The sequence below is a fragment of the Pseudomonas mandelii genome (assembly GCF_900106065.1).
GTDB classification, from domain to species: domain Bacteria; phylum Pseudomonadota; class Gammaproteobacteria; order Pseudomonadales; family Pseudomonadaceae; genus Aquipseudomonas; species Aquipseudomonas mandelii.
In genome coordinates this window covers 6,002,889-6,021,160 of sequence record NZ_LT629796.1, presented here as the reverse complement: position 1 = coordinate 6,021,160, position 18,272 = coordinate 6,002,889, and the positions used below count along the sequence as shown (strand labels likewise).

Genomic DNA, 18,272 nt, shown 5'->3' with positions numbered 1-18,272 from the left:
AGGAGACACGCTATGCCCCGTATGGCTAAACACCTCGCCTGGTTTGCCGTGGCTGTTCTGGGAGCGTTTGCGCTAAGTGTCGTGGCCTTGCGCCGCGGCGAAGCGATCAACGCCCTGTGGATCGTAGTCGCAGCAGTCGCTATCTACCTCGTTGCCTACCGCTACTACAGCCTGTTCATCGCCACCAAGGTGATGCAACTCGACCCCAATCGTGCCACGCCCGCCGTCATCAACAATGATGGCCTGGACTACGTGCCGACCAACAAACACGTACTTTTTGGTCATCACTTCGCGGCCATCGCCGGCGCAGGTCCGCTGGTCGGTCCCGTTTTGGCGGCGCAGATGGGCTATCTGCCCGGTACGCTTTGGCTGATTGCCGGCGTGGTGCTGGCCGGTGCGGTTCAGGACTTCATGGTCCTGTTCATGTCCACCCGCCGCAACGGCCGTTCCCTGGGCGATATGGTCCGGGAAGAAATGGGCCGCATCCCCGGGACCATTGCGCTGTTCGGCTGCTTCCTGATCATGATCATCATCCTTGCGGTGCTGGCATTGATCGTCGTGAAAGCCTTGGCCGAGAGCCCGTGGGGGATTTTCACGGTGATGGCGACCATCCCGATCGCGATGTTCATGGGCATCTACATGCGCTACATCCGCCCGGGTCGCATTGGTGAAATCTCCATCATTGGTGTGCTGTTGCTGCTCGGTTCGATCTGGCTCGGTGGGCAGATTGCTGCTGATCCGGTCTGGGCCAAAGCGTTTACGTTTACTGGCATTCAGATCACCTGGATGTTGATCGGCTACGGTTTTGTCGCCGCGGTATTGCCGGTGTGGCTGATTCTGGCCCCGCGTGATTACCTGTCGACTTTCCTGAAGATCGGCACCATCGTCGCCTTGGCGATCGGCATTCTGATCACCATGCCCGACCTGAAAATGCCGGCACTGACCCAGTTCATCGACGGCACTGGCCCGGTGTGGAAAGGCGGGTTGTTCCCGTTCCTGTTCATCACTATCGCCTGCGGCGCGGTCTCGGGTTTCCATGCACTGATTGCCTCCGGCACCACGCCGAAACTGTTGGCCAGCGAAGGTCATGCCCGTTACATCGGTTACGGCGGCATGCTGATGGAATCCTTCGTCGCCATCATGGCGATGGTCGCGGCTTCGGTGATCGAACCGGGCGTGTACTTCGCCATGAACAGCCCGGCGGCGCTGGTTGGCTCTGATGCTGTTTCGGTTGCTCAGACCGTCAGCAGCTGGGGTTTTGCAATTACTCCGGAAGCGCTGCAAGCGGTGGCCAAGGACATCGGTGAAACCACGATCCTGGCCCGTGCCGGCGGTGCGCCGACCCTGGCGGTCGGTATCGCGCAGATCCTGCATCACGTTCTGCCAGGTGAAAACACCATGGCGTTCTGGTACCACTTCGCGATCCTGTTTGAAGCGTTGTTCATCCTGACAGCCGTCGATGCGGGCACCCGTGCCGGGCGTTTCATGTTGCAGGATTTGCTCGGTTCGTTCGTACCGTCGCTGAAGCGCACTGAATCCTGGACCGCCAACCTGATCGCGACCGCTGGTTGCGTAGCGATGTGGGGTTATCTGCTGTACCAAGGCGTGATCGACCCTCTGGGCGGCATCAACACCTTGTGGCCGCTGTTTGGTATCTCCAACCAGATGCTGGCCGGTATCGCGCTGATGTTGGCGACCGTTGTGCTGATCAAAATGAAACGTCAGCGTTACGTCTGGGTGACCATGTTGCCAGCCGTGTGGCTGCTGATCTGCACCACCACCGCAGGCTTCATCAAGCTGTTCGATGCCAACCCGGCGATCGGTTTCCTGGCCCTGGCCAAGAAGTACAGCGATGCGCTGGCCAACGGCCAGATCCTCGCCCCGGCGAAGAGCATCGACCAGATGCACCACGTGATCTACAACGCCTACACCAACGCAACGCTGACCGCGCTGTTCCTGCTGGTGGTCTTCAGCATCCTGTTCTTTGCGCTCAAGGTCGGCATTGCGGCCTGGGGCAGCAAGGAACGTACGGATAAAGAAGCCCCATACCAGGCGCTGCCGCAAGCGTGAGGGAGGAGGGCCCCAAATGTTCAATGACCTGAGTCGCCTCGGTAAATACCTCGGTCAGGCCGCGCGCTTGATGGTGGGCATGCCGGACTACGACACCTACGTCGAACACATGCAGGGCAAACACCCGGACAAGCCGGTGATGAGCTACGAAGTGTTCTTCCGGGAACGCCAGGAAGCGCGTTACGGGAGCAAGGCCGGGCCTAAATGTTGTTGAGGTAACTGGCGGCTTGATGCAATCCCCGTGGGAGCGGGCTTGTTCGCGAAAGCGGTGTGTCATTCAACACTGATGTTGACTGACACGACCTCTTCGCGAGCAAGCCCGCTCCCACTTTTGTTTTGTGTTGTCTTTTAAATCCTCGACGGCGTCCTCGGCGCCGGTAAATCTTCAACCATGGACTAAACTCAGCGAGCCAATCGACTGCGAGGTGTTGTTCATGGCAAAGGACAAGAAATCCACCAAGAAACGTCATTCCGTCGACATCGCGAAGATGTCCAACAAGGACTACCTGAGTGAACTGCGCCGACTGCATGTCGAAATAGTGAAGTTGCAGGAATGGGTGCGGCATGAGGGCATCAAGATCTGCATTGTCTTCGAGGGCCGCGACGGGGCGGGCAAGGGCGGCACCATCAAGGCGCTGACCGAGCGCGTGAGCCCACGGATCTTTCGCGTTGTGGCGTTACCTGCCCCGACCGATCGCGAAAAAAGCCAGATGTATGTGCAGCGTTACCTGCCACATTTGCCTGCGGCTGGCGAAGTGGTGATCTTTGATCGCAGCTGGTACAACCGTGCGGGCGTCGAGCGCGTGATGGGGTTTTGCACCAAAGAGCAGGCGGTCAGTTTCCTGAGGGCTGTCCCCTTGGTCGAGCGGGCAATCGTCGACTCGGGCATCATGCTGTTCAAGTATTGGCTGGAAGTCAGCCCGCAGGAACAGACCCGACGGCTTGAAGCGCGGATTGAGGACGGCCGCAAAATCTGGAAGCTCACCCCAATGGACCTGAAGTCGTACAGCCGCTGGTATGACTACTCGCGTGCACGTGATGACATGTTCAAGGCGACGGATACCGGACATGCTCCCTGGCTGGTAGCCAACTCGAACGACAAACGACGGGCTCGCCTGAACATCATCACCGATTTGCTCAGCCGCATTCCTTATGAAGAGGTGCCGCGCGAGAAAGTGAAGTTGCCCAAGCGTCAGCGGCCAGGCGGTTATCACGAACCGGATTACCCACTAAAACGCATTCCCGAAAAGTTCTGAGTGCGTCGTCAAATCTTTCATGGGTACTAAAGCGAATAAAACTATTGATAAAAAGGTACATAAGCTTTAAACGGGAAGAACACTGGCGTATTGCTAGCAACTAAAAAGTGGATATCGCCAGTTTTGGCACAGGGAGCGCTGATGAGTTTTTGTCCATTGTCCGACTCCCCGCAGCAATCCGTTGTCGCCACGCTACCGAAGAGTCGGCCGGATGCTGTCGGCATAGCCTGCAAGGGCCATGAAGAAACGGTTGAACAATTGCTGACTTCGGCTCGCCACTGGGCACACACCACCGCATGGGTGGTGTACCGTGCCGGCGAACACATGCACCTGGTCGGGCAGGGCGACCCGCAGGCGAAGTGGCCGTCCAGTGTGGCGAGTGAAGAATTTGAGACCTTTTGCCAGGCCCGGCACTTGCACCGATGGCCGACCGGTCGAGGCGAAAGTGTATTGGGATGGCTGCTCGCGCCCATCAAGGATGCTGCGGAACCGGCGCTCGCTGAATTTGCCCAGCGCCTGGGCATGCAGGTACAGACCGATACCCTTGCCCGAGCGCAAATTACTCAGCGGGTGCTGTATGAAATTACCTACCTCGCGAGTTCGACCCGCGACCGGTTTGTATTTCTGGTGGGGGTTCACCGGCTACTCGCCAGCCTGATCGACGCCGAGAACTTCTATCTCGCACTGTATGACCCGCACACCGGCAAGATTGACTATCCGTATTACGTCGACATCATCGACGTTGATGCCGTGGAGGCCGAACACTACGAGTACCTTGATGTTTCACACCTGTCGTTGACCGGCCAGGTGTTGACCACCGGCCAGCCGTTGCTGATCGACGCCGCCGGCATTCGCGCGGCTCAGGCCGAGGGCCGCTTCTACTGCGTGGGGGATCGTCCCGAGTTCTGGATGGGCGCGCCGTTGAAAAATGCTTCGGATGACGTGTTTGGCATGCTGGCCATGCAGGTCTACGACGTTTCCCGTACCTACAGCGCTGAAGACCGCGCATTGTTTCTGGTGGTGGTCCGCCACGTGGCCATGGCGCTGGACCGAATCCTGCACCGCGAGAATCTCGAAGGGATCGTCATGCGTCGCACCCTGGAGCTTTCGGCACTCAACGACGCCTTGAGGCAGGAAGTGGCAGAACGTGAGCGCGCCGAACATCTGCAGAGCGCGCTGTTCCAGATTGCTGAACTGTCAAGCCAGCCTGGCGATATGGCTGAACTGTTTCAAACATTGCATGGCATCGTCGGTGATCTGCTGTTCGCGCAGAACTTCTACATTGCACTGTTCGACGACACGACCACTGAAGTGACTTTTCCGTATTACGTTGATGATCGGCAGACAACTTGTCCGTCGGCACGGCGTGGACGCCGGGGCCTGACTGAGTACGTTATTCGTCAGCGTCGACCTTGCTTGATTGACGCCGACGAGGCTGAACGATTGCATGTGCACGGTGAAATCGAAATTGCCGAAGAGTGTTACCGGTCCTACTCCTGGCTGGGCATTCCCTTGTTCGATGGCGATGTGGTGCGTGGTGTACTGGCGGTACAAAGCTATACCTCGCAAGTGCGGTATACCCTGCGTGATCAGGAACTGCTGACGTTTGTGTCGCGGCACATCGACACCGCGTTGTCGCGACGCACGGCCGCCGAAGCCATCCATTCCGCCAACCTCAAGCTCGAAGCCCGGGTGCAGAGCCGCACCCGAGAACTCGATCACGCCAATGCCAAGCTGCAACACGAAAACTCCCACGATGCGCTGACCGGGCTGCCGAACCGAACCTACCTGCAACAGCACCTCAATCAGGCCTGGTTGCGATTCGGCAGCGAAGGCGGGCACCTGGCGGTGATGTTCATCGACCTTGATCGTTTCAAAATGGTCAACGACAGCCTCGGCCACCATTTTGGCGATCTGCTGTTGAGGCAGGCCGCCCACCGTTTGCGCAGTTGCCTGCGTGACACCGACATGCTCGCACGACTGGGGGGCGATGAATTTTCGGTGCTCGCTCCCGACGCGCCGATGGACGTGGTGATCGAAATCGCCGAACGGATCCTGGTGGCGTTTGACCTGCCGTTTTTTATCAATGGCCATGAGGTTTTTTCATCCTGCAGTATCGGTATTGTCAGCGCCGACAATCAGTTCCATCACGAACCGGCCGACTTGCTGCGCGATGCCGATGCGGCGATGTACCGGGTCAAGAGTGCCGGTCGCGACAGCTACGCGGTGTTCAATCAGGAAGTGCGCCGAGAAGTCTCGGACCAGATGGAGCGCGAAGGGGCCTTGCGCAATGCGCTGAAACGCACCGACGAACTGCTGCCGTATTTCCAGCCGATTGTCAGCGTTGAAACGGGTGAACTCCTGGCCCTTGAAGCGCTGATCCGCTGGCATCAGCCGGGCGGCCGAGTGATCGCACCAGGGGAGTTTTTGCCGAACGTCGAAGGGTTGCGCCTGATCGGTCGACTGGACCTGTACATGCTCACCAGCGTTGCAGTAATCCTCGCACTCCCTCAACACGCCAATTGGCCGCCGGTGCACGTGAATTGCTCCAGCTACAGCATGACGCGCCCGGACTTTGCCAGTGATGTGCTTGCCCTGTTGGCGCAGCACCGGGTCGCGCCGTCGCGGATCTGCCTGGAATTGACCGAAGGTGCCCTGGTGGCCGAGCCGGCTATTGCCCGGCAGAACATGCAGCAATTGGCCGACAATGGCATGTCGGTGGTGCTCGATGACTTCGGTGCAGGATTTTCATCCCTGAGCTACGTGCATCAATACCGTTTCAGCGGCTTGAAGATCGACAAGTCTTTCATCCTTGAACTGACCACCAGCGCCCGCAGTCGGGCGATCGTGCGGGCAATTGTGCGGATGGCCGAATCGCTGGACCTGAGCGTGGTGGCCGAAGGTGTCGAGGATGAAGCGACGCTGATCTTGCTGCGCGAAATGGGGGCAGGGCAGGCTCAGGGTTACTATTTTGCCAAGCCCATGGGGTTGCAGGCGTTGCTGGATACGTTACTTGTCTCTCGCTAAAACGGGGTGTGTTATTGCGGCAATGCATAGACCTTGAACAGCTTTTTAGCCGTGTCGTCGGCGCCCCCCAGGTATTTGTCGAATGCCTGCTCAATCTCGCCCGAGCGGTACATGTCACTTAGCGCGGTATCGACCAGCAAACGGAAGTCTTCATCGTTTCGATCCACTGCCATTGCAGTCGGTGCGTACTCGAAAATTCGGTCGAGCAAAACCAGATTGCTTGCAGACTTATCCGTGGCGAGAAGATTTTTCAGCACCATGCGTTCGGCGAAGAAGGCATCGGCCTTTCCTTCGGCGACCTGCTTGAGGCCTGCCGCGGTATTTTCGACAGTGACAAGCGTGGCCACGACCCCGAGTAATCGCATCCGCTCACGGATCCATGTCTCGGTGACTCCGCCTGCAATGGCGGCATAGGTCTGGTTGGACAACCCATGGTTGATCGTCGCTCGCCACGTTGGTCCGGTGTTAGCCACCTTGCCAGCAAGCGCATTGAGCAACGGCTGCGGTGCATCCTGACGCACCACTACCGAAAGGCCAGCCGTGTAGACCGGTACTGAGTAGCTCACCCTCTTGCGCCGCTCCAGAGTGGGGGCGGTCGGTGTACAGAGAATGTCGATTTTCCCCGAGCTGACGGCATTTATCTCGTCGGTGGGTGAGACCGACAGGTAGCGTATTTGCAAACCAGGCAGAGCCAATTCGGTCTTGACCTTGTCGGCGATCTTCAGGCACAGATCGATCGCATAACCGCTCGGTATATCGCTTGCCTGGGCGCTAAAAGGGGGGAAGTTCGGCAAGTAGCCGAGGGTGAAGGATTGAGTCGTCCGCACGCGCTCAAGCGTATCGGCACCCGCCAATACCGGCATCAGCGTGAGCAGGCAGACGAGCAGCAGGTTGTTGGCTTTGGACAATTTAACGTTCATATCCTGGTTCCCCGAATTCAGATGGCTGGCAGTCCTGAAGACGACGGTCAAGGGATGTTGGCCTGAGTCTGAGGCGGTGCAGATGGCTCGACAAAACGTTTGGAGAGGAAGCCGTAAAGCAGGTAGCCGAACGCCAGGACAAGGGCGCCGCCGAACACGGCTTCTTTGCCGCAGGCATACAAAGCGTACAAGGAGTAAGCCACGGCAATCAGTAACAGCGCCGTATTGCGGGTGTATACGCCTGCGCTGACTTTGGCTTTGTACATCATGACCAGCAGGCCGGTGGCCGCCGTCACATAGGGAATCAGGTTGGTCACTGCCGCCAGGCTGACGAGTTTTGCAAACTGAGCGCTGGCGTTGGGCGATATGGTCGACAGCGCCATCAAGGTCTGCAACACACCGCAGACAAGCATGCCGACAATGGGCGCGTTCAGCGCGCTGACCTTGCTGAACAGTTTGGGAAACATGCCTTGGTCAGCCGTCATCTTGGCCGTTTGCGCCAGGGTGAACTGCCAACCCAGCAGCGAACCGACACAAGCCAATACTGCCAGGGCCATGATGATATTGCCGACTGTCGGGTTGAACATGTGTGCATAGACGAGCGCGAAAGGGGCCGATGAGTTGGCCAGTTCGGCATTGGGTATGATGCCCTGAATAACGGACGTCGACAGCACGTAAACCACTGCTGCACCGAGCGTGCCGAACAGGCAAGCCAGCGGCACCGTGCGCTTGGGATCTTCCACGGCATCGGAAGCCTGAGCCGCCGACTCCATGCCGAGGAAGGCCCACAGCGTCAGGGGGATCGCTTTGCTGATGGCTTCGGAGATGGGCAGTTCGTTCGGGTTCCATGCGGCAGCCAGCACGTCAGGCTTGAACCAGAACCAACCGATGATGCACAAGCCGGCCACCGGGATGATGACACCCCACACGGTGATCGCACCGATCTTGCCGGTGATGCCGGGGCCGCCAAAGTTGGCCACGGTGGTCAACCAGAGCAAGCCGACCGTTCCGATGAACAATGGAATGGCGCCACTTCCCAGCCACGGCAGGAACGATGTCATGTACCCCACCGCGGAGATGGCGACGGCCACGTTGGCGATGGCCAGCGAAAGGAAGTACAGGTACGAACAGAGGAAAAACCCAGATTTGGCGTGTGCCTCTTCGGTGTAGGCAGACAACCCTCCTGGACGCGGGCAGAAAATACCGCACTGGGAAAAGCAGTAGGCGATGGACATTGAGCCAATGGCCGTGACGATCCATGACAACAATGAAACAGCCCCGAGTTGCGCCATGCTTGTCGGCAACATGATGATGCCTGAGCCCATCATGTTCACCGTGACCAGTGTGGTGAGCCCCATGAGGCTCATTTTCTTGCTTGAGTCGGCCATCGGAAACTCCTGGATCTGCTCGACGCATTGACCCTGTGCCCGACGCTTGGATACTTGTCGTCGGGCAAGGGCTTAATCTTGGTGTTTGTTTGACCCCATCTGTCTAGCGCTAATCAGGGTGGCTTTTCGCTGGCAGTGACGGTCAGCTTGTCCGCTTCGGTAACCCAGCCTCCGCCAGTGGCCTTGTAAACATCGACCATGGCGCTGAACACCGAACCCCGGGTCCGGGTGTAATTCAACTCGGCGTCGAACAAGCTGCGTTCGGCATCCAGTACTTCTATGTAGCTGGTGTATCCGTTGTCGTAGCGCAGGCGCGCAAACCGGGTGTAAGTACGCAACGCCTCGACCTGATTGGCCTGGGACACCATCTGCTCGCGGGATTTGCTCGCTGCCACCAGTGCGTTTTCAACATCCCTGAAAGCCGACTGAATGGTCTTTTGGTAGGCCAGCAAGGTTTGTTGCTGGAACGCCTCGGCTTGCTGGACTTCACCGGCAATGCCACCCGCGGTGAAAATCGGCATGCTCGCGGCGACACCATAGGACCAGGTGGCGGCCGGCCCGGTGAACAAATTCGAGAGTTGATCACTGACTGAGCCCAGTAGCCCGGTCAGGGAGATCGTCGGGAAATACAGCGCCTTGGCGGCACCGATGCGGGCATTGGCGGAAATCAGATCCAGCTCGGCCTGACGCAGATCGGGGCGTCGTTCCAATAAGTCCGAAGGCAAGCCGGCAGGCACCAACGGTAGCGTCAGTTGGGCCAGGTCACGTCCGCGCAGGATTGGGCCCGGGTTGCGTCCCAACAGCACGGCCAGGTTGTTTTCCTGCTGTGCAACCTGGGACTCGAATTGCGATACAGAGGCCTGGGTGCGCTGGAACTCGGAGAGGTTTTGCGCCAGTTCCATTTCGGAAATGGTGCCGGCACCAAAGCGCAGTTTGAAAATCTCGTAGGAGTCGCCGCGGGCCTTGGCAGTGGTGCGGGCGATTTCCAGTTCGCGGTCGAGATCGCGAAGCAGGATGTAGCTGGATGCCACCGACGACACCAGGCTCAGAATGACTGTGCGCCGACCTTCTTCAGAGGCCAGCAGGTCAGCGCGTGCGGATTCATTGAGGCGCCGCAAACGACCCCAGATATCCAGCTCCCAGCTGACACTGAGGGTGGCCTGGTAGTTGTTGTAAATCGGATCGACGTTGGCATCCAAAGGCACCGGACCGTTGTCGCGTGGCGCCCTGGACCGACTGCCTTGCGCGCCGGCGCCGATTTGCGGAAACATCTGCGAGCGCACCACTCCGTAACGGCCCTGGAATTCCTCGACCCGGGCGGCGGCAATCTTGATGTCTTTGTTTTCCGCCAGCGCCGTGCGAATCAGGTCATTGAGCGCCGGATCCTTGAACTGTTCCCACCACAGCGTATTGGACAGGTCATGGGCTTCCTGGTCTGCATAACGGTAGGTTGCCAGAGTGTCCGTGGTCGGACGCTGGTAATCCGGGCCTAGCATGCAGCCCGTCAGGCCCAGGCACACCACGAGGGGAAGATGAAAGGTGCGCATCTCAATCCCCCTCATGTCGGTGTTGCGCAGCGCCGCCGGGAATCTCCCCGGTCGACGTAGACGGCGGTGGTTGAGTGGTCTGCTTGACCGTGCCTTTTTTCTCGGTCAACCGTTCGACCAGGTAGTAAAACAGCGGGATAAAGAAGATTGCGATGACTGTCGCCGCCAGCATCCCGCCAATGACCCCGGTGCCGATGGAGTGGCGACTGTTTTCGGATGCACCGACGGCAATGGCCAGCGGGACGCAGCCAAGAATAAATGCCAGGGATGTCATCACAATCGGGCGCAAGCGCTCCTTCGCGGCGGTCATGGCGGCATCGTAGGCAGACATGCCGCTTTCGCGGTTCAGTACCGCAAACTCGAAAATCAGGATGGCGTTCTTGGCGGCCAGGGCCACCAGCATGGTCAAGCCGATCTGGAAGTAAACGTCATTACTCAACCCTCGGATCAGCACAGCCAGCAGCGCACCGAACAATGCAAAGGGCACCGCCAGCAGCACCCCGACAGGCAGTGACCATTTCTCGTATTGAGCCGCCAGGATCAGGAACACCATGATCAGGCCGAAGATGAACACCCGGGACGAGGCACCGCCGCTTTTTTTCTCCTCGAAGGCTTCACCACTCAAGGCCAGGGCGTAGTCGTTGGTCATGATTTCAGCGCTTATTTCTTCCAGCGCCTTGAGTGCCTGGCCGGAGCTGTAACCGGGGGCTGCGTTGGCGGTGAGTTTGACTGCGGGGAAGTTATTGAAACGGGTCAGCAGGTCGGGACCGGTGACGTAGCGGGTGGTCAGCACGGCTTTGAGCGGCACCATCTCCTGGTTTTTGTTGCGCACGTAGATCTGTTGCAGGTCCTCGGCCTTGAGGCGATAGCTTGGTTCTGCCTGCAGGATCACCTGCCACAGCCGGCTGAATTTGTTGAATTGCGACACATAGAGCGAGCCGAACATGGTCTGCATGGTGCTATAGACTTCTTCCACCGGCACACCCAGCGACTCTGCCTTTTCCCGGTCTACGTCGACCAGCAATTGCCGGGAAAACACGTTGAAGGTGGAGGTGATGGCGCCGAGTTCGGGGCGCTGCCTGGCTTTGGCGACAAACGTGCCGACCATTTCTGCCAGTTGATTGACGCCGGCATCCCCCTTGCTCTGAATCCATACCTCCATGCCGCCGGTGGTGCCAAGGCCAGGAATGGACGGCGGATTCACCGGCAGAATGATCCCGCCTTGAACGTTGGCAAAAGCATGGACTGCTTTCTGGATGACGGCGGGGGCGCTTTGTTCCTTGATTGTGTCCGAGTCCTTGTAGCGCTCCTCGAAATCCTTGAACCCGACAAAAAAGGCGCCGGCATTGTTCTTGTTCTGGCCGTCGAGCAGGCTGTAACCATTAACGATGGCAACGCCCTCGACGGCCTCGTCGTTCATGAAGAAGTCACTGGCTACTTTGCCCACCTCGCCGGTGCGATCGAGACTGGCGGCATCGGGCATGATCACGGCCCCCAGCAGATACCCCTGATCTTCCGGCGGCAAAAAGGCGCTGGGAATGCGCTGCGCCATGAGCAGAATCAACGCGATCATGCCGGCGAACAGTAACAACGCCATCACGAAGCGCTTGATCATGAAGGCCACCGAGCGCGAGTAGCCCTCGGTCATGCGTTCGAAGCTGTGCTCGAACCAGCGGAAAAAAGCATTTTTTTCGCCGTGTTGGGGTTTGAGCAGCAGGGCCGCCAAGGCAGGCGAAAGTGTCAATGCCACCAGACCGGATATCACCACAGAGATGGCGATGGTGATCGCGAACTGTTTGTAGAGCTGGCCTGTGATCCCGCCCATGAAGGCCACCGGGATGAACACCGCGCACAGCACCAGCACGATGGCCACCACCGGGCCTGCCACTTCATCCATGGCTTTTTTCGCGGCGTCCTTGGGCGTCATCTTGTGGACGTGCATGTTGCGTTCGACGTTCTCGATCACCACGATGGCGTCGTCGACCACAATACCGATGGCCAACACCATCCCGAACAGCGTCAGCATGTTCACTGAAAAGCCCAATGCCGACATCCCGATGAAGGTGCCGACGATCGACACCGGCACCGCAAGCACCGGGATCAGGGTGGCACGCAGACTCTGCAGAAAGATGAACACCACGATGACCACCAACACCAGCGCTTCGAAAAAGGTGTATATCACCTCGGAAATCGAGGCGCGGGTAAACGCGGTGGTGTCCATTACGATCTTGTATTCGATGCCCTCGGGGAAGGTCGTCTTCATGTCTGCCAGGGTCTTGGTAACCGCTGCAGACACGTCGAGGGCGTTGGCGCCCGGTTGTTGATACACCGCAATCAGCGTTGCCGGACGGCCCTGATAGGTGCTACGCAGCGAGTAGTCTTTTTGTCCGAGTTCGGCACGGCCGATGTCCTTGAGACGAACGATTGCCGCCCCTTCGTTGCTGGCGCGCAGAATGATGTTCTCGAACTCTACCGGCTCGGTCAGACGTCCCTTGGTGGTCACAGCAAACGACTGCTCTACCGCCTGGCCGGTGGGCGACTGGCCAACGCGACCGACAGCAAATTGCTGGTTCTGATTGGACACGGCTTTTTGCACGTCTGCCGCAGTGATGCCCAACTGGGCCATCCGGTCGGGCTTGAGCCAGATCCGCATGGCGTAGTCGGGTGTGCCGAAAATACTGGCCTGGTTGGCGCCCGGAATACGCTTGATCGCATCCAGAATGTAGAGGTTGGCGTAGTTGGCCACATAGGTGCTGTCAAAACGATCACCTGCGGAGTACACGGCGAGGACCATCATGAAGGCCGAAGATTTCTTCTGCACCTGAATACCCTGGCTCTGAACCGCGGAGGGCAGTTGCGGCAGGGCGAGGTTGACCCGGTTCTGCACGTCTACCTGGGCAAGGGAAGGGTCGGTGCCAATCTCGAAGAACACATTGAGGGTCATGTTGCCGGTCGCTGAGCTCGACGAGTTCATGTAGATCATGTTGTCGGCGCCGTTGACCTGCTGCTCGATAGGCGCTGCCACATTATTGGCCACGACCTGGGCATCCGCGCCCGGGTAGGTGGCTGACACCGTAATCTGTGGCGGTGTGATATCCGGGTACTGGGCGACCGGCAAACTGACCATCGCCACTGCACCCGCCAAGGTGATGATGATCGAGATAACGGAAGCAAAAATGGGACGATCAATGCAATAGTGAGAGATGCTCATGGGCGACGCCCACTGTCTTGCACCGACGCGGTGGCTGTCGGTTTTGCCGTCGTCTCGGTTGCCGGGGGAGGGGGGGCGATGATATTCAGCGGCCCTCCGGGGGTCACTCTGATCGCACCATCGACCACGATGCGTTCACCGGCTTGCAGTCCTTGGGTGATAAACCAGTCATTGCCATGCCAGTCACCCACTTCGACCACCCGTTGCTCGGGCTTGCCCTGTGCATTGATCACCCAGACGAAACGGCTTTTGGCTCCCTCCAGAACGGCCTTCTGCGGCACCGTAATGGCGTTCGGCCTGGAAGCCCCGATGGCCCGCACCCGCACGAACTGTCCGGGTCTGAGTAGGCCTGTCGGGTTGGCAACCACCGCCCGGACCAGAAAGGTCCCGGTATCCTGGCTATAAGAAGGCGCTGCAAAATTCAAGCGGCCACGCTCAGGGACAACGGTGCCGTCGGCCAGCACGACCTCTACGACGAACTCACTGCGCAGGGGAAAAATGAGGTGACCGGAAGCAATCTCGTCGCGGAACTTGAGCGTCTCGTTTTCCGAAAGACTGAAGTTGACGTAGATAGGGTCCATCTGTGAAACGGTGGTCAGCAGCCCGGATTCACCCGGCGTGACGTAACTGCCTTCCTGCTTTTTGGCAAAACTTGAAAGGCCGGTGAGGGGCGAGGCTATGGTGGTGTAACTGAGGTTCAACTGTTCGGTTCGAACCGTGCCCTCGGCGGCAAGCACGGCAGCCCGTGTCTGACGCTCATCACCGACAGCATTGTCCAGATCCATCTTGCTGACCGCATTCTGCGCCGCCAAGGGACGGACACGGGCCAGCGTAGCCTTGGCGACTTCCCAGCGTGCCTGTTGTTGAGCCAATTGGCCCTGCGCCGACAGCAATGACGCTTCAAAAGGTTTACGGTCCATCTGGAACAGCGTTTGCCCGGTTTTTACCAAATCGCCTTCGGTGTACAGCCGCTTCTCCAGGAAGCCGGCAACCCGGGCGCGGATCTCAACCTCGCGGGAACTTTGTGTCTGGGCAACGAATTCGAATGTTACCGGGGTGTCGCGGGCGGTGACCGTCATGACCGTCACATCGGGGGCTTGGCGAGCCAGGGTCACGGGCTCTTTGCCGCAACCGACCAGGCTCAAGACCCCGACCATAATGGCAACAGGCAAACCGACGAGCTGCCTGACAACAATCATGTTTGCGCCCATTCTCACGCTCCCTAAACGCTTAGCCACGCTTTCGTAAAACGCTAACACCCGCAGACCGTGGCATTTCTGACAATAATCAATGAATACGACCGGCCAGCCGCGAGACCCATGGATTGGCGCTCAAGCCGTGCAGCAGCACGCTGAGTAAAACGGTACAGGCAGCGACAGATACCAAGGTGCGACTGGTTTCTAGAGGGTAGTCCAATATCATGACGGCGAAGACGATGCTGGCCAGGCCGCGTGGGCCGAACCAGCCGATGAACAGGCGGGTTTCGAAATCAAAGCCGGTTCCTGTCAGGCTGATCAGCACGGGCACTATGCGAATCACGGTCAGACTAAGCACTGCATACAGGCAGATGTTCAGGGTGAGATTGTTCCAGGCCCAAGGGATCACAATTGCGCCGAATACGACCCACGTGATGACCGACAGCAGGCTGGCGAATTCTTCACTGGCTTCGAGCAGATGATGCTTTTGTTCGGTAAACAAAAAGCTGGCGAGCAACCCACCGACGAACGCGCCGATAAAACCGCTACCGCCCAATGTTTGCGCGGTGGCAAAGCACAAAATGGCGAGCCCCGGCAGCGTCAGTTGCGACCACATGGGGGCTTGCCAATGGTGTTTTGCGGCGTAACGCTGCAACAGCCAGGCAATGAGCGTAAGCGCCACACCACTGATTGCACCGATGCCCAGCTCCTCGATAACCAACTCTACCGCGAGTGAAAGCGGCGACTGCGTCTGCTCTTCGACCAGCAGTGCAAGGAACATCAGCAGCACTGGAACACAGATCCCGTCATTCAGCCCGCTTTCTACGTTCAGTCCTTCACGCACGGGGGCGGGCACCTTGGGATTACTCACCACCGCCTTCCCCAGCGCAGCGTCGGTGGGCGCCAGAAGGGTCGCCAGTATGGCCAGTTCCAATGGCGGTACTTGCGGGAACAGCCAGATACCGACCAGCCAGCCACTGAGCATGGTCAGTGGCAGACCTATCATCAATAAACGCAACGGCAACCCTTCGTGCGCCCTTAAAACCTTGAGGTCAGCATTGGCCGCATCGCTAAAGAGAACAATGGCCAATGTCAGCTCTGCCAGAATCCTGAGGCCATCCTTGTCAATCCGGGGTTGCAGAATTCCCAGGAACGCAGGGCCAAGAATCAGGCCGGCAAGCATGAACATGAGTGGACCGTTGAGCAGGCGAGATTCGAAGCGCCCCGCAAATATGCTGTAGGTCAGGAGGAAGGCGGCAAGCAGAGCTAAGTTCTGATACATCGCAGACCTGCTTATCCAGGTTGATGTAAAGGCAATGGTGTCATTGCCAGGACGAGGCGCAGCTGAAATCAAAACATCAGGTTAGTCCACATGCTCGGGTTTGACCGGCTCGCCCGACTTCAAACCCAGCTGCGCCCTGACATCGTCGAGACTGGAGAAGCGATAACGCAGGATGAGTTCGTTCGTTGTCGATTCGTCTGATTTAAATCAAGGCAGGGCCACTCGGTACGTCCATTGAAACAAGTATTGCCTTGCCAACTGACTCAGTGGTGACCCAGGTTTCAGTTTTTTCTCTCGACCAACGATAAGAACGGTCGCTCCTGCACGTTCGATACTGATGGAGTGCGGTGAGTGTGGGTTTTGTGCTTTCTTGATCGATGTCAACCACATGGAGCGGACGGCTCTGTAGTCTCCAGAGATCGACATACCCGTGCGTAACGGGTTGCCTTGACTCAAGGCGACACCTCCATGATCTATCCGCTGATTCTGACGTTGCATCTGTTTGCCGCCCTGATCTTTATCGGCACGGTGTTCTTCGAAGTGCTGTTCCTTGAAAGCATCCGCAAACAGCTACCCACCAGGGTCATGTTGCTGGTGGAGGAAGGCATCGGCCGGCGAGCGCGCTCGCTGATGCCGTGGGTGCTGCTGGTATTGTTCGGTGCGGGGCTCGGCATGGTCTGGCTGCGCTACCTGCCAGTCCTTGCCTCACCATTGGCTTCATCGTTAGGCACATTGCTTGCCTTGAAAGTCGCGGTGGCCGTGAGCGTACTGCTGCACTTCCTGGTGGCCATGTTTTTATTCAAACGTGGCCGAATGAGTCCGCGGTACCTGCAGTTCATCCACGGCAGCCTGTTTTGTCACATGGTCGTTATCGTGCTGCTGGCCAAGGGAATGTTTTATCTGACCTGGTGATCGGCTTTGACGGGTAGTCTGTTCTTCCAAGACTTTGCTTGTGCTTGATGCAAATCAAGGCGTATTGATCGTTGAACCCCGACACTGATGATCCGCAGCCAGTGTCGGAGACCTTCATGCTCGATTTCTTTCACAACCCCGGCGAGCTGGTCGCCCGGTGCGATCAGGGCGTGCTCGACCCCAACTGTCATGCCGACACGCAAAAATTCCATGAGGGTATCGGATCACTGGATCTGCTTCGCGCGTTGCGCGTCAGCCGCCAGAAGCGACGTCCGCTGTCCCTGAACGTGCAGCTACCCTCCAGCCTCAAGCTTTCCTTTTGTTCCCCTCGTGACAGCGCCGACGAGCACCAGGTTATTGAGCAGTACCTCCAGCATCTGGAGCAGGAGATCGACCTCGTCGGTTGCCACCTGGATGCGCAGCAACGGGTGGAACAGTTTCATCTGGGCGGCGGAACACTCATCACTGCTCACATAGGGCGGCTGATGAGTCACCTGCGTAGCCGTTTCAACTTTCTCTTACATGATTGCGGCGACTACAGCGTCGAGGTGGACCTCTATCAAACCGATTGGGCGACCATGGGCGTGCTGCGCGACCACGGTTTCAACCATGTCAGTATCGGCGTTCCGGATTTCGACAGCGACTGTGAAAGGTCGGTGGCCTGTTACCAGAACCCGGCGCCGATCCAGTCGCTCATGGACGCGGCGCGGACCTTTGGTTTTCGATCCATCAACGTCGATCTGGGTTTTGGCCATGCCTGGCAGACGCCAGACAGTTTTGCGTTGAAGCTGGCGAGCATTATCAAGCTGGAGCCAGACCGGCTGATGGTGTTCGATTATGCCCGGCCACCACGGCGCTATCGTCCGGTGCCCGGTGACAAAGTCAGAGCGCCGTGCAGCCAGGTCGATAAAGGCGCGATGCGCCAAATCTGCTTTGATCAACTGCTTTGCGCGGGTTATCACTACATCGGTATGGGGCAGTTTGTCCGGCCCGATGATGATTTGGCCGTCGCCCAGGAGCGAGGCCGGTTGCGCCGTACCTGTGAGGGTTTCTCCCGTCACGGCTATTGCGATCATGTTGGATTCGGTTTGGGTGCCATTAGCCAGATCGACGATTTGTACACGCAAAACACCGACGAGATTGAACGCTATCAGCAGCAACTGGACATGCGGCAATTGCCGACGTGTCGAGGCTGGCGCTTCGAGGCGGGGGAGCAAATCAGGCAAATGGTCATGGAGCGACTGGCGTGTGATCTGGAACTGGATATACGCGCCATCGAAAGACGTTATGGGCTGGTTTTTTCCAGGTATTTCTCGTCGGTCTGGCCGTTGCTGGAGCAATTGAGTCGTGAGGGGTTGATTGAGTTGTCGGACCGCTTCATCAGCATTCTCCCTGCCGGTCGGCCGGAAGTGGATGCCATCTGCAACCTGTTTGAAAAGGATGTGGGCGGTGCGAGGTGTTAA

12 protein-coding genes are annotated in these 18,272 nt (G+C 58.2%); 6 read left to right on the top strand and 6 right to left on the bottom strand.

Features of this window, described 5'->3' with window-relative positions:
* Nucleotides 1–12 precede the first annotated feature (12 nt).
* The 4 genes from BLU63_RS27930 to BLU63_RS27915 all read left to right on the top strand — a co-directional run bounded on the left by BLU63_RS27930 (nucleotide 13) and on the right by BLU63_RS27915 (nucleotide 6,353).
* Entirely contained in the window at nucleotides 13–2,070 is a 2,058-nt protein-coding gene (locus tag BLU63_RS27930; protein ID WP_010460108.1) for a carbon starvation CstA family protein, read from the top strand.
* A 16-nt stretch (nucleotides 2,071–2,086) separates the two neighbouring features.
* Nucleotides 2,087–2,284, top strand: coding sequence for a YbdD/YjiX family protein (locus tag BLU63_RS27925; RefSeq protein ID WP_010460111.1), 198 nt, complete (start codon nucleotides 2,087–2,089; stop codon nucleotides 2,282–2,284).
* Between the two features lie 220 nt (nucleotides 2,285–2,504).
* The gene (gene ppk2 / locus BLU63_RS27920; RefSeq protein WP_010460112.1) at nucleotides 2,505–3,326 is read left to right on the top strand and encodes a polyphosphate kinase 2; all 822 of its coding nucleotides are present in this window, start codon (nucleotides 2,505–2,507) and stop codon (nucleotides 3,324–3,326) included.
* 141 nt (nucleotides 3,327–3,467) lie between these two features.
* Nucleotides 3,468–6,353, top strand: coding sequence for a sensor domain-containing phosphodiesterase (locus tag BLU63_RS27915; RefSeq protein WP_083376792.1), 2,886 nt, complete (start codon nucleotides 3,468–3,470; stop codon nucleotides 6,351–6,353).
* Nucleotides 6,354–6,364: 11 nt separating this feature from the next.
* On the opposite strand, the gene BLU63_RS27910 is transcribed toward BLU63_RS27915, so the two are convergent.
* The 6 genes from BLU63_RS27910 to BLU63_RS27885 form a co-directional block, all read right to left on the bottom strand.
* Nucleotides 6,365–7,273: an amino acid ABC transporter substrate-binding protein gene (locus BLU63_RS27910; protein WP_083376791.1), complete on the bottom strand. Its 909-nt coding sequence runs from the start codon at nucleotides 7,271–7,273 to the stop codon at nucleotides 6,365–6,367.
* Between the two features lie 47 nt (nucleotides 7,274–7,320).
* Nucleotides 7,321–8,661 (bottom strand): putrescine-ornithine antiporter, encoded by a 1,341-nt coding sequence (potE, locus tag BLU63_RS27905; RefSeq protein WP_083376790.1) that lies wholly within the window; start codon nucleotides 8,659–8,661, stop codon nucleotides 7,321–7,323.
* A 113-nt stretch (nucleotides 8,662–8,774) separates the two neighbouring features.
* Nucleotides 8,775–10,208, bottom strand: a complete 1,434-nt coding sequence (locus BLU63_RS27900) for an efflux transporter outer membrane subunit (protein ID WP_083376789.1) — start codon at nucleotides 10,206–10,208, stop codon at nucleotides 8,775–8,777.
* A 1-nt stretch (nucleotide 10,209) separates the two neighbouring features.
* On the bottom strand, nucleotides 10,210–13,419 hold the full coding sequence (locus tag BLU63_RS27895) for an efflux RND transporter permease subunit (RefSeq protein ID WP_010460123.1): 3,210 nt from the start codon (nucleotides 13,417–13,419) through the stop codon (nucleotides 10,210–10,212).
* On the bottom strand, nucleotides 13,416–14,498 hold the full coding sequence (locus tag BLU63_RS27890; protein ID WP_371857840.1) for an efflux RND transporter periplasmic adaptor subunit: 1,083 nt from the start codon (nucleotides 14,496–14,498) through the stop codon (nucleotides 13,416–13,418). The genes BLU63_RS27895 and BLU63_RS27890 overlap by 4 nt, the downstream gene beginning before the upstream one ends.
* Nucleotides 14,499–14,706: 208 nt before the next feature.
* Complete coding sequence (locus BLU63_RS27885; protein ID WP_010460127.1) at nucleotides 14,707–15,897, bottom strand: cation:proton antiporter; 1,191 nt, start codon at nucleotides 15,895–15,897, stop codon at nucleotides 14,707–14,709.
* A gap of 468 nt (nucleotides 15,898–16,365) precedes the next feature.
* On the opposite strand from BLU63_RS27885, the gene BLU63_RS27880 reads away from it, so the two are divergent.
* Together BLU63_RS27880 and BLU63_RS27875 are read left to right on the top strand one after the other, a co-directional pair.
* Nucleotides 16,366–16,809: a CopD family copper resistance protein gene (locus BLU63_RS27880; RefSeq protein WP_083376787.1), complete on the top strand. Its 444-nt coding sequence runs from the start codon at nucleotides 16,366–16,368 to the stop codon at nucleotides 16,807–16,809.
* 116 nt (nucleotides 16,810–16,925) lie between these two features.
* Complete coding sequence (locus BLU63_RS27875) at nucleotides 16,926–18,272, top strand: oxygen-independent coproporphyrinogen III oxidase (protein WP_083376786.1); 1,347 nt, start codon at nucleotides 16,926–16,928, stop codon at nucleotides 18,270–18,272.

What these genes read in the sequence shown, in the direction of transcription:
- BLU63_RS27890 (WP_371857840.1), bottom strand. Translation starts at nt 14,498, where the DNA reads ATGACGGTCACCGCCCGCGACACCCCGGTAACATTCGAATTCGTTGCC.
- BLU63_RS27915 (WP_083376792.1), top strand. Translation starts at nt 3,468, where the DNA reads ATGAGTTTTTGTCCATTGTCCGACTCCCCGCAGCAATCCGTTGTCGCC.
- BLU63_RS27900 (WP_083376789.1), bottom strand. Translation starts at nt 10,208, where the DNA reads ATGCGCACCTTTCATCTTCCCCTCGTGGTGTGCCTGGGCCTGACGGGC.
- BLU63_RS27925 (WP_010460111.1), top strand. Translation starts at nt 2,087, where the DNA reads ATGTTCAATGACCTGAGTCGCCTCGGTAAATACCTCGGTCAGGCCGCG.
- BLU63_RS27885 (WP_010460127.1), bottom strand. Translation starts at nt 15,897, where the DNA reads ATGTATCAGAACTTAGCTCTGCTTGCCGCCTTCCTCCTGACCTACAGC.
- BLU63_RS27880 (WP_083376787.1), top strand. Translation starts at nt 16,366, where the DNA reads ATGATCTATCCGCTGATTCTGACGTTGCATCTGTTTGCCGCCCTGATC.
- potE (WP_083376790.1), bottom strand. Translation starts at nt 8,661, where the DNA reads ATGGCCGACTCAAGCAAGAAAATGAGCCTCATGGGGCTCACCACACTG.
- BLU63_RS27895 (WP_010460123.1), bottom strand. Translation starts at nt 13,419, where the DNA reads ATGAGCATCTCTCACTATTGCATTGATCGTCCCATTTTTGCTTCCGTT.
- BLU63_RS27930 (WP_010460108.1), top strand. Translation starts at nt 13, where the DNA reads ATGCCCCGTATGGCTAAACACCTCGCCTGGTTTGCCGTGGCTGTTCTG.
- ppk2 (WP_010460112.1), top strand. Translation starts at nt 2,505, where the DNA reads ATGGCAAAGGACAAGAAATCCACCAAGAAACGTCATTCCGTCGACATC.
- BLU63_RS27910 (WP_083376791.1), bottom strand. Translation starts at nt 7,273, where the DNA reads ATGAACGTTAAATTGTCCAAAGCCAACAACCTGCTGCTCGTCTGCCTG.
- BLU63_RS27875 (WP_083376786.1), top strand. Translation starts at nt 16,926, where the DNA reads ATGCTCGATTTCTTTCACAACCCCGGCGAGCTGGTCGCCCGGTGCGAT.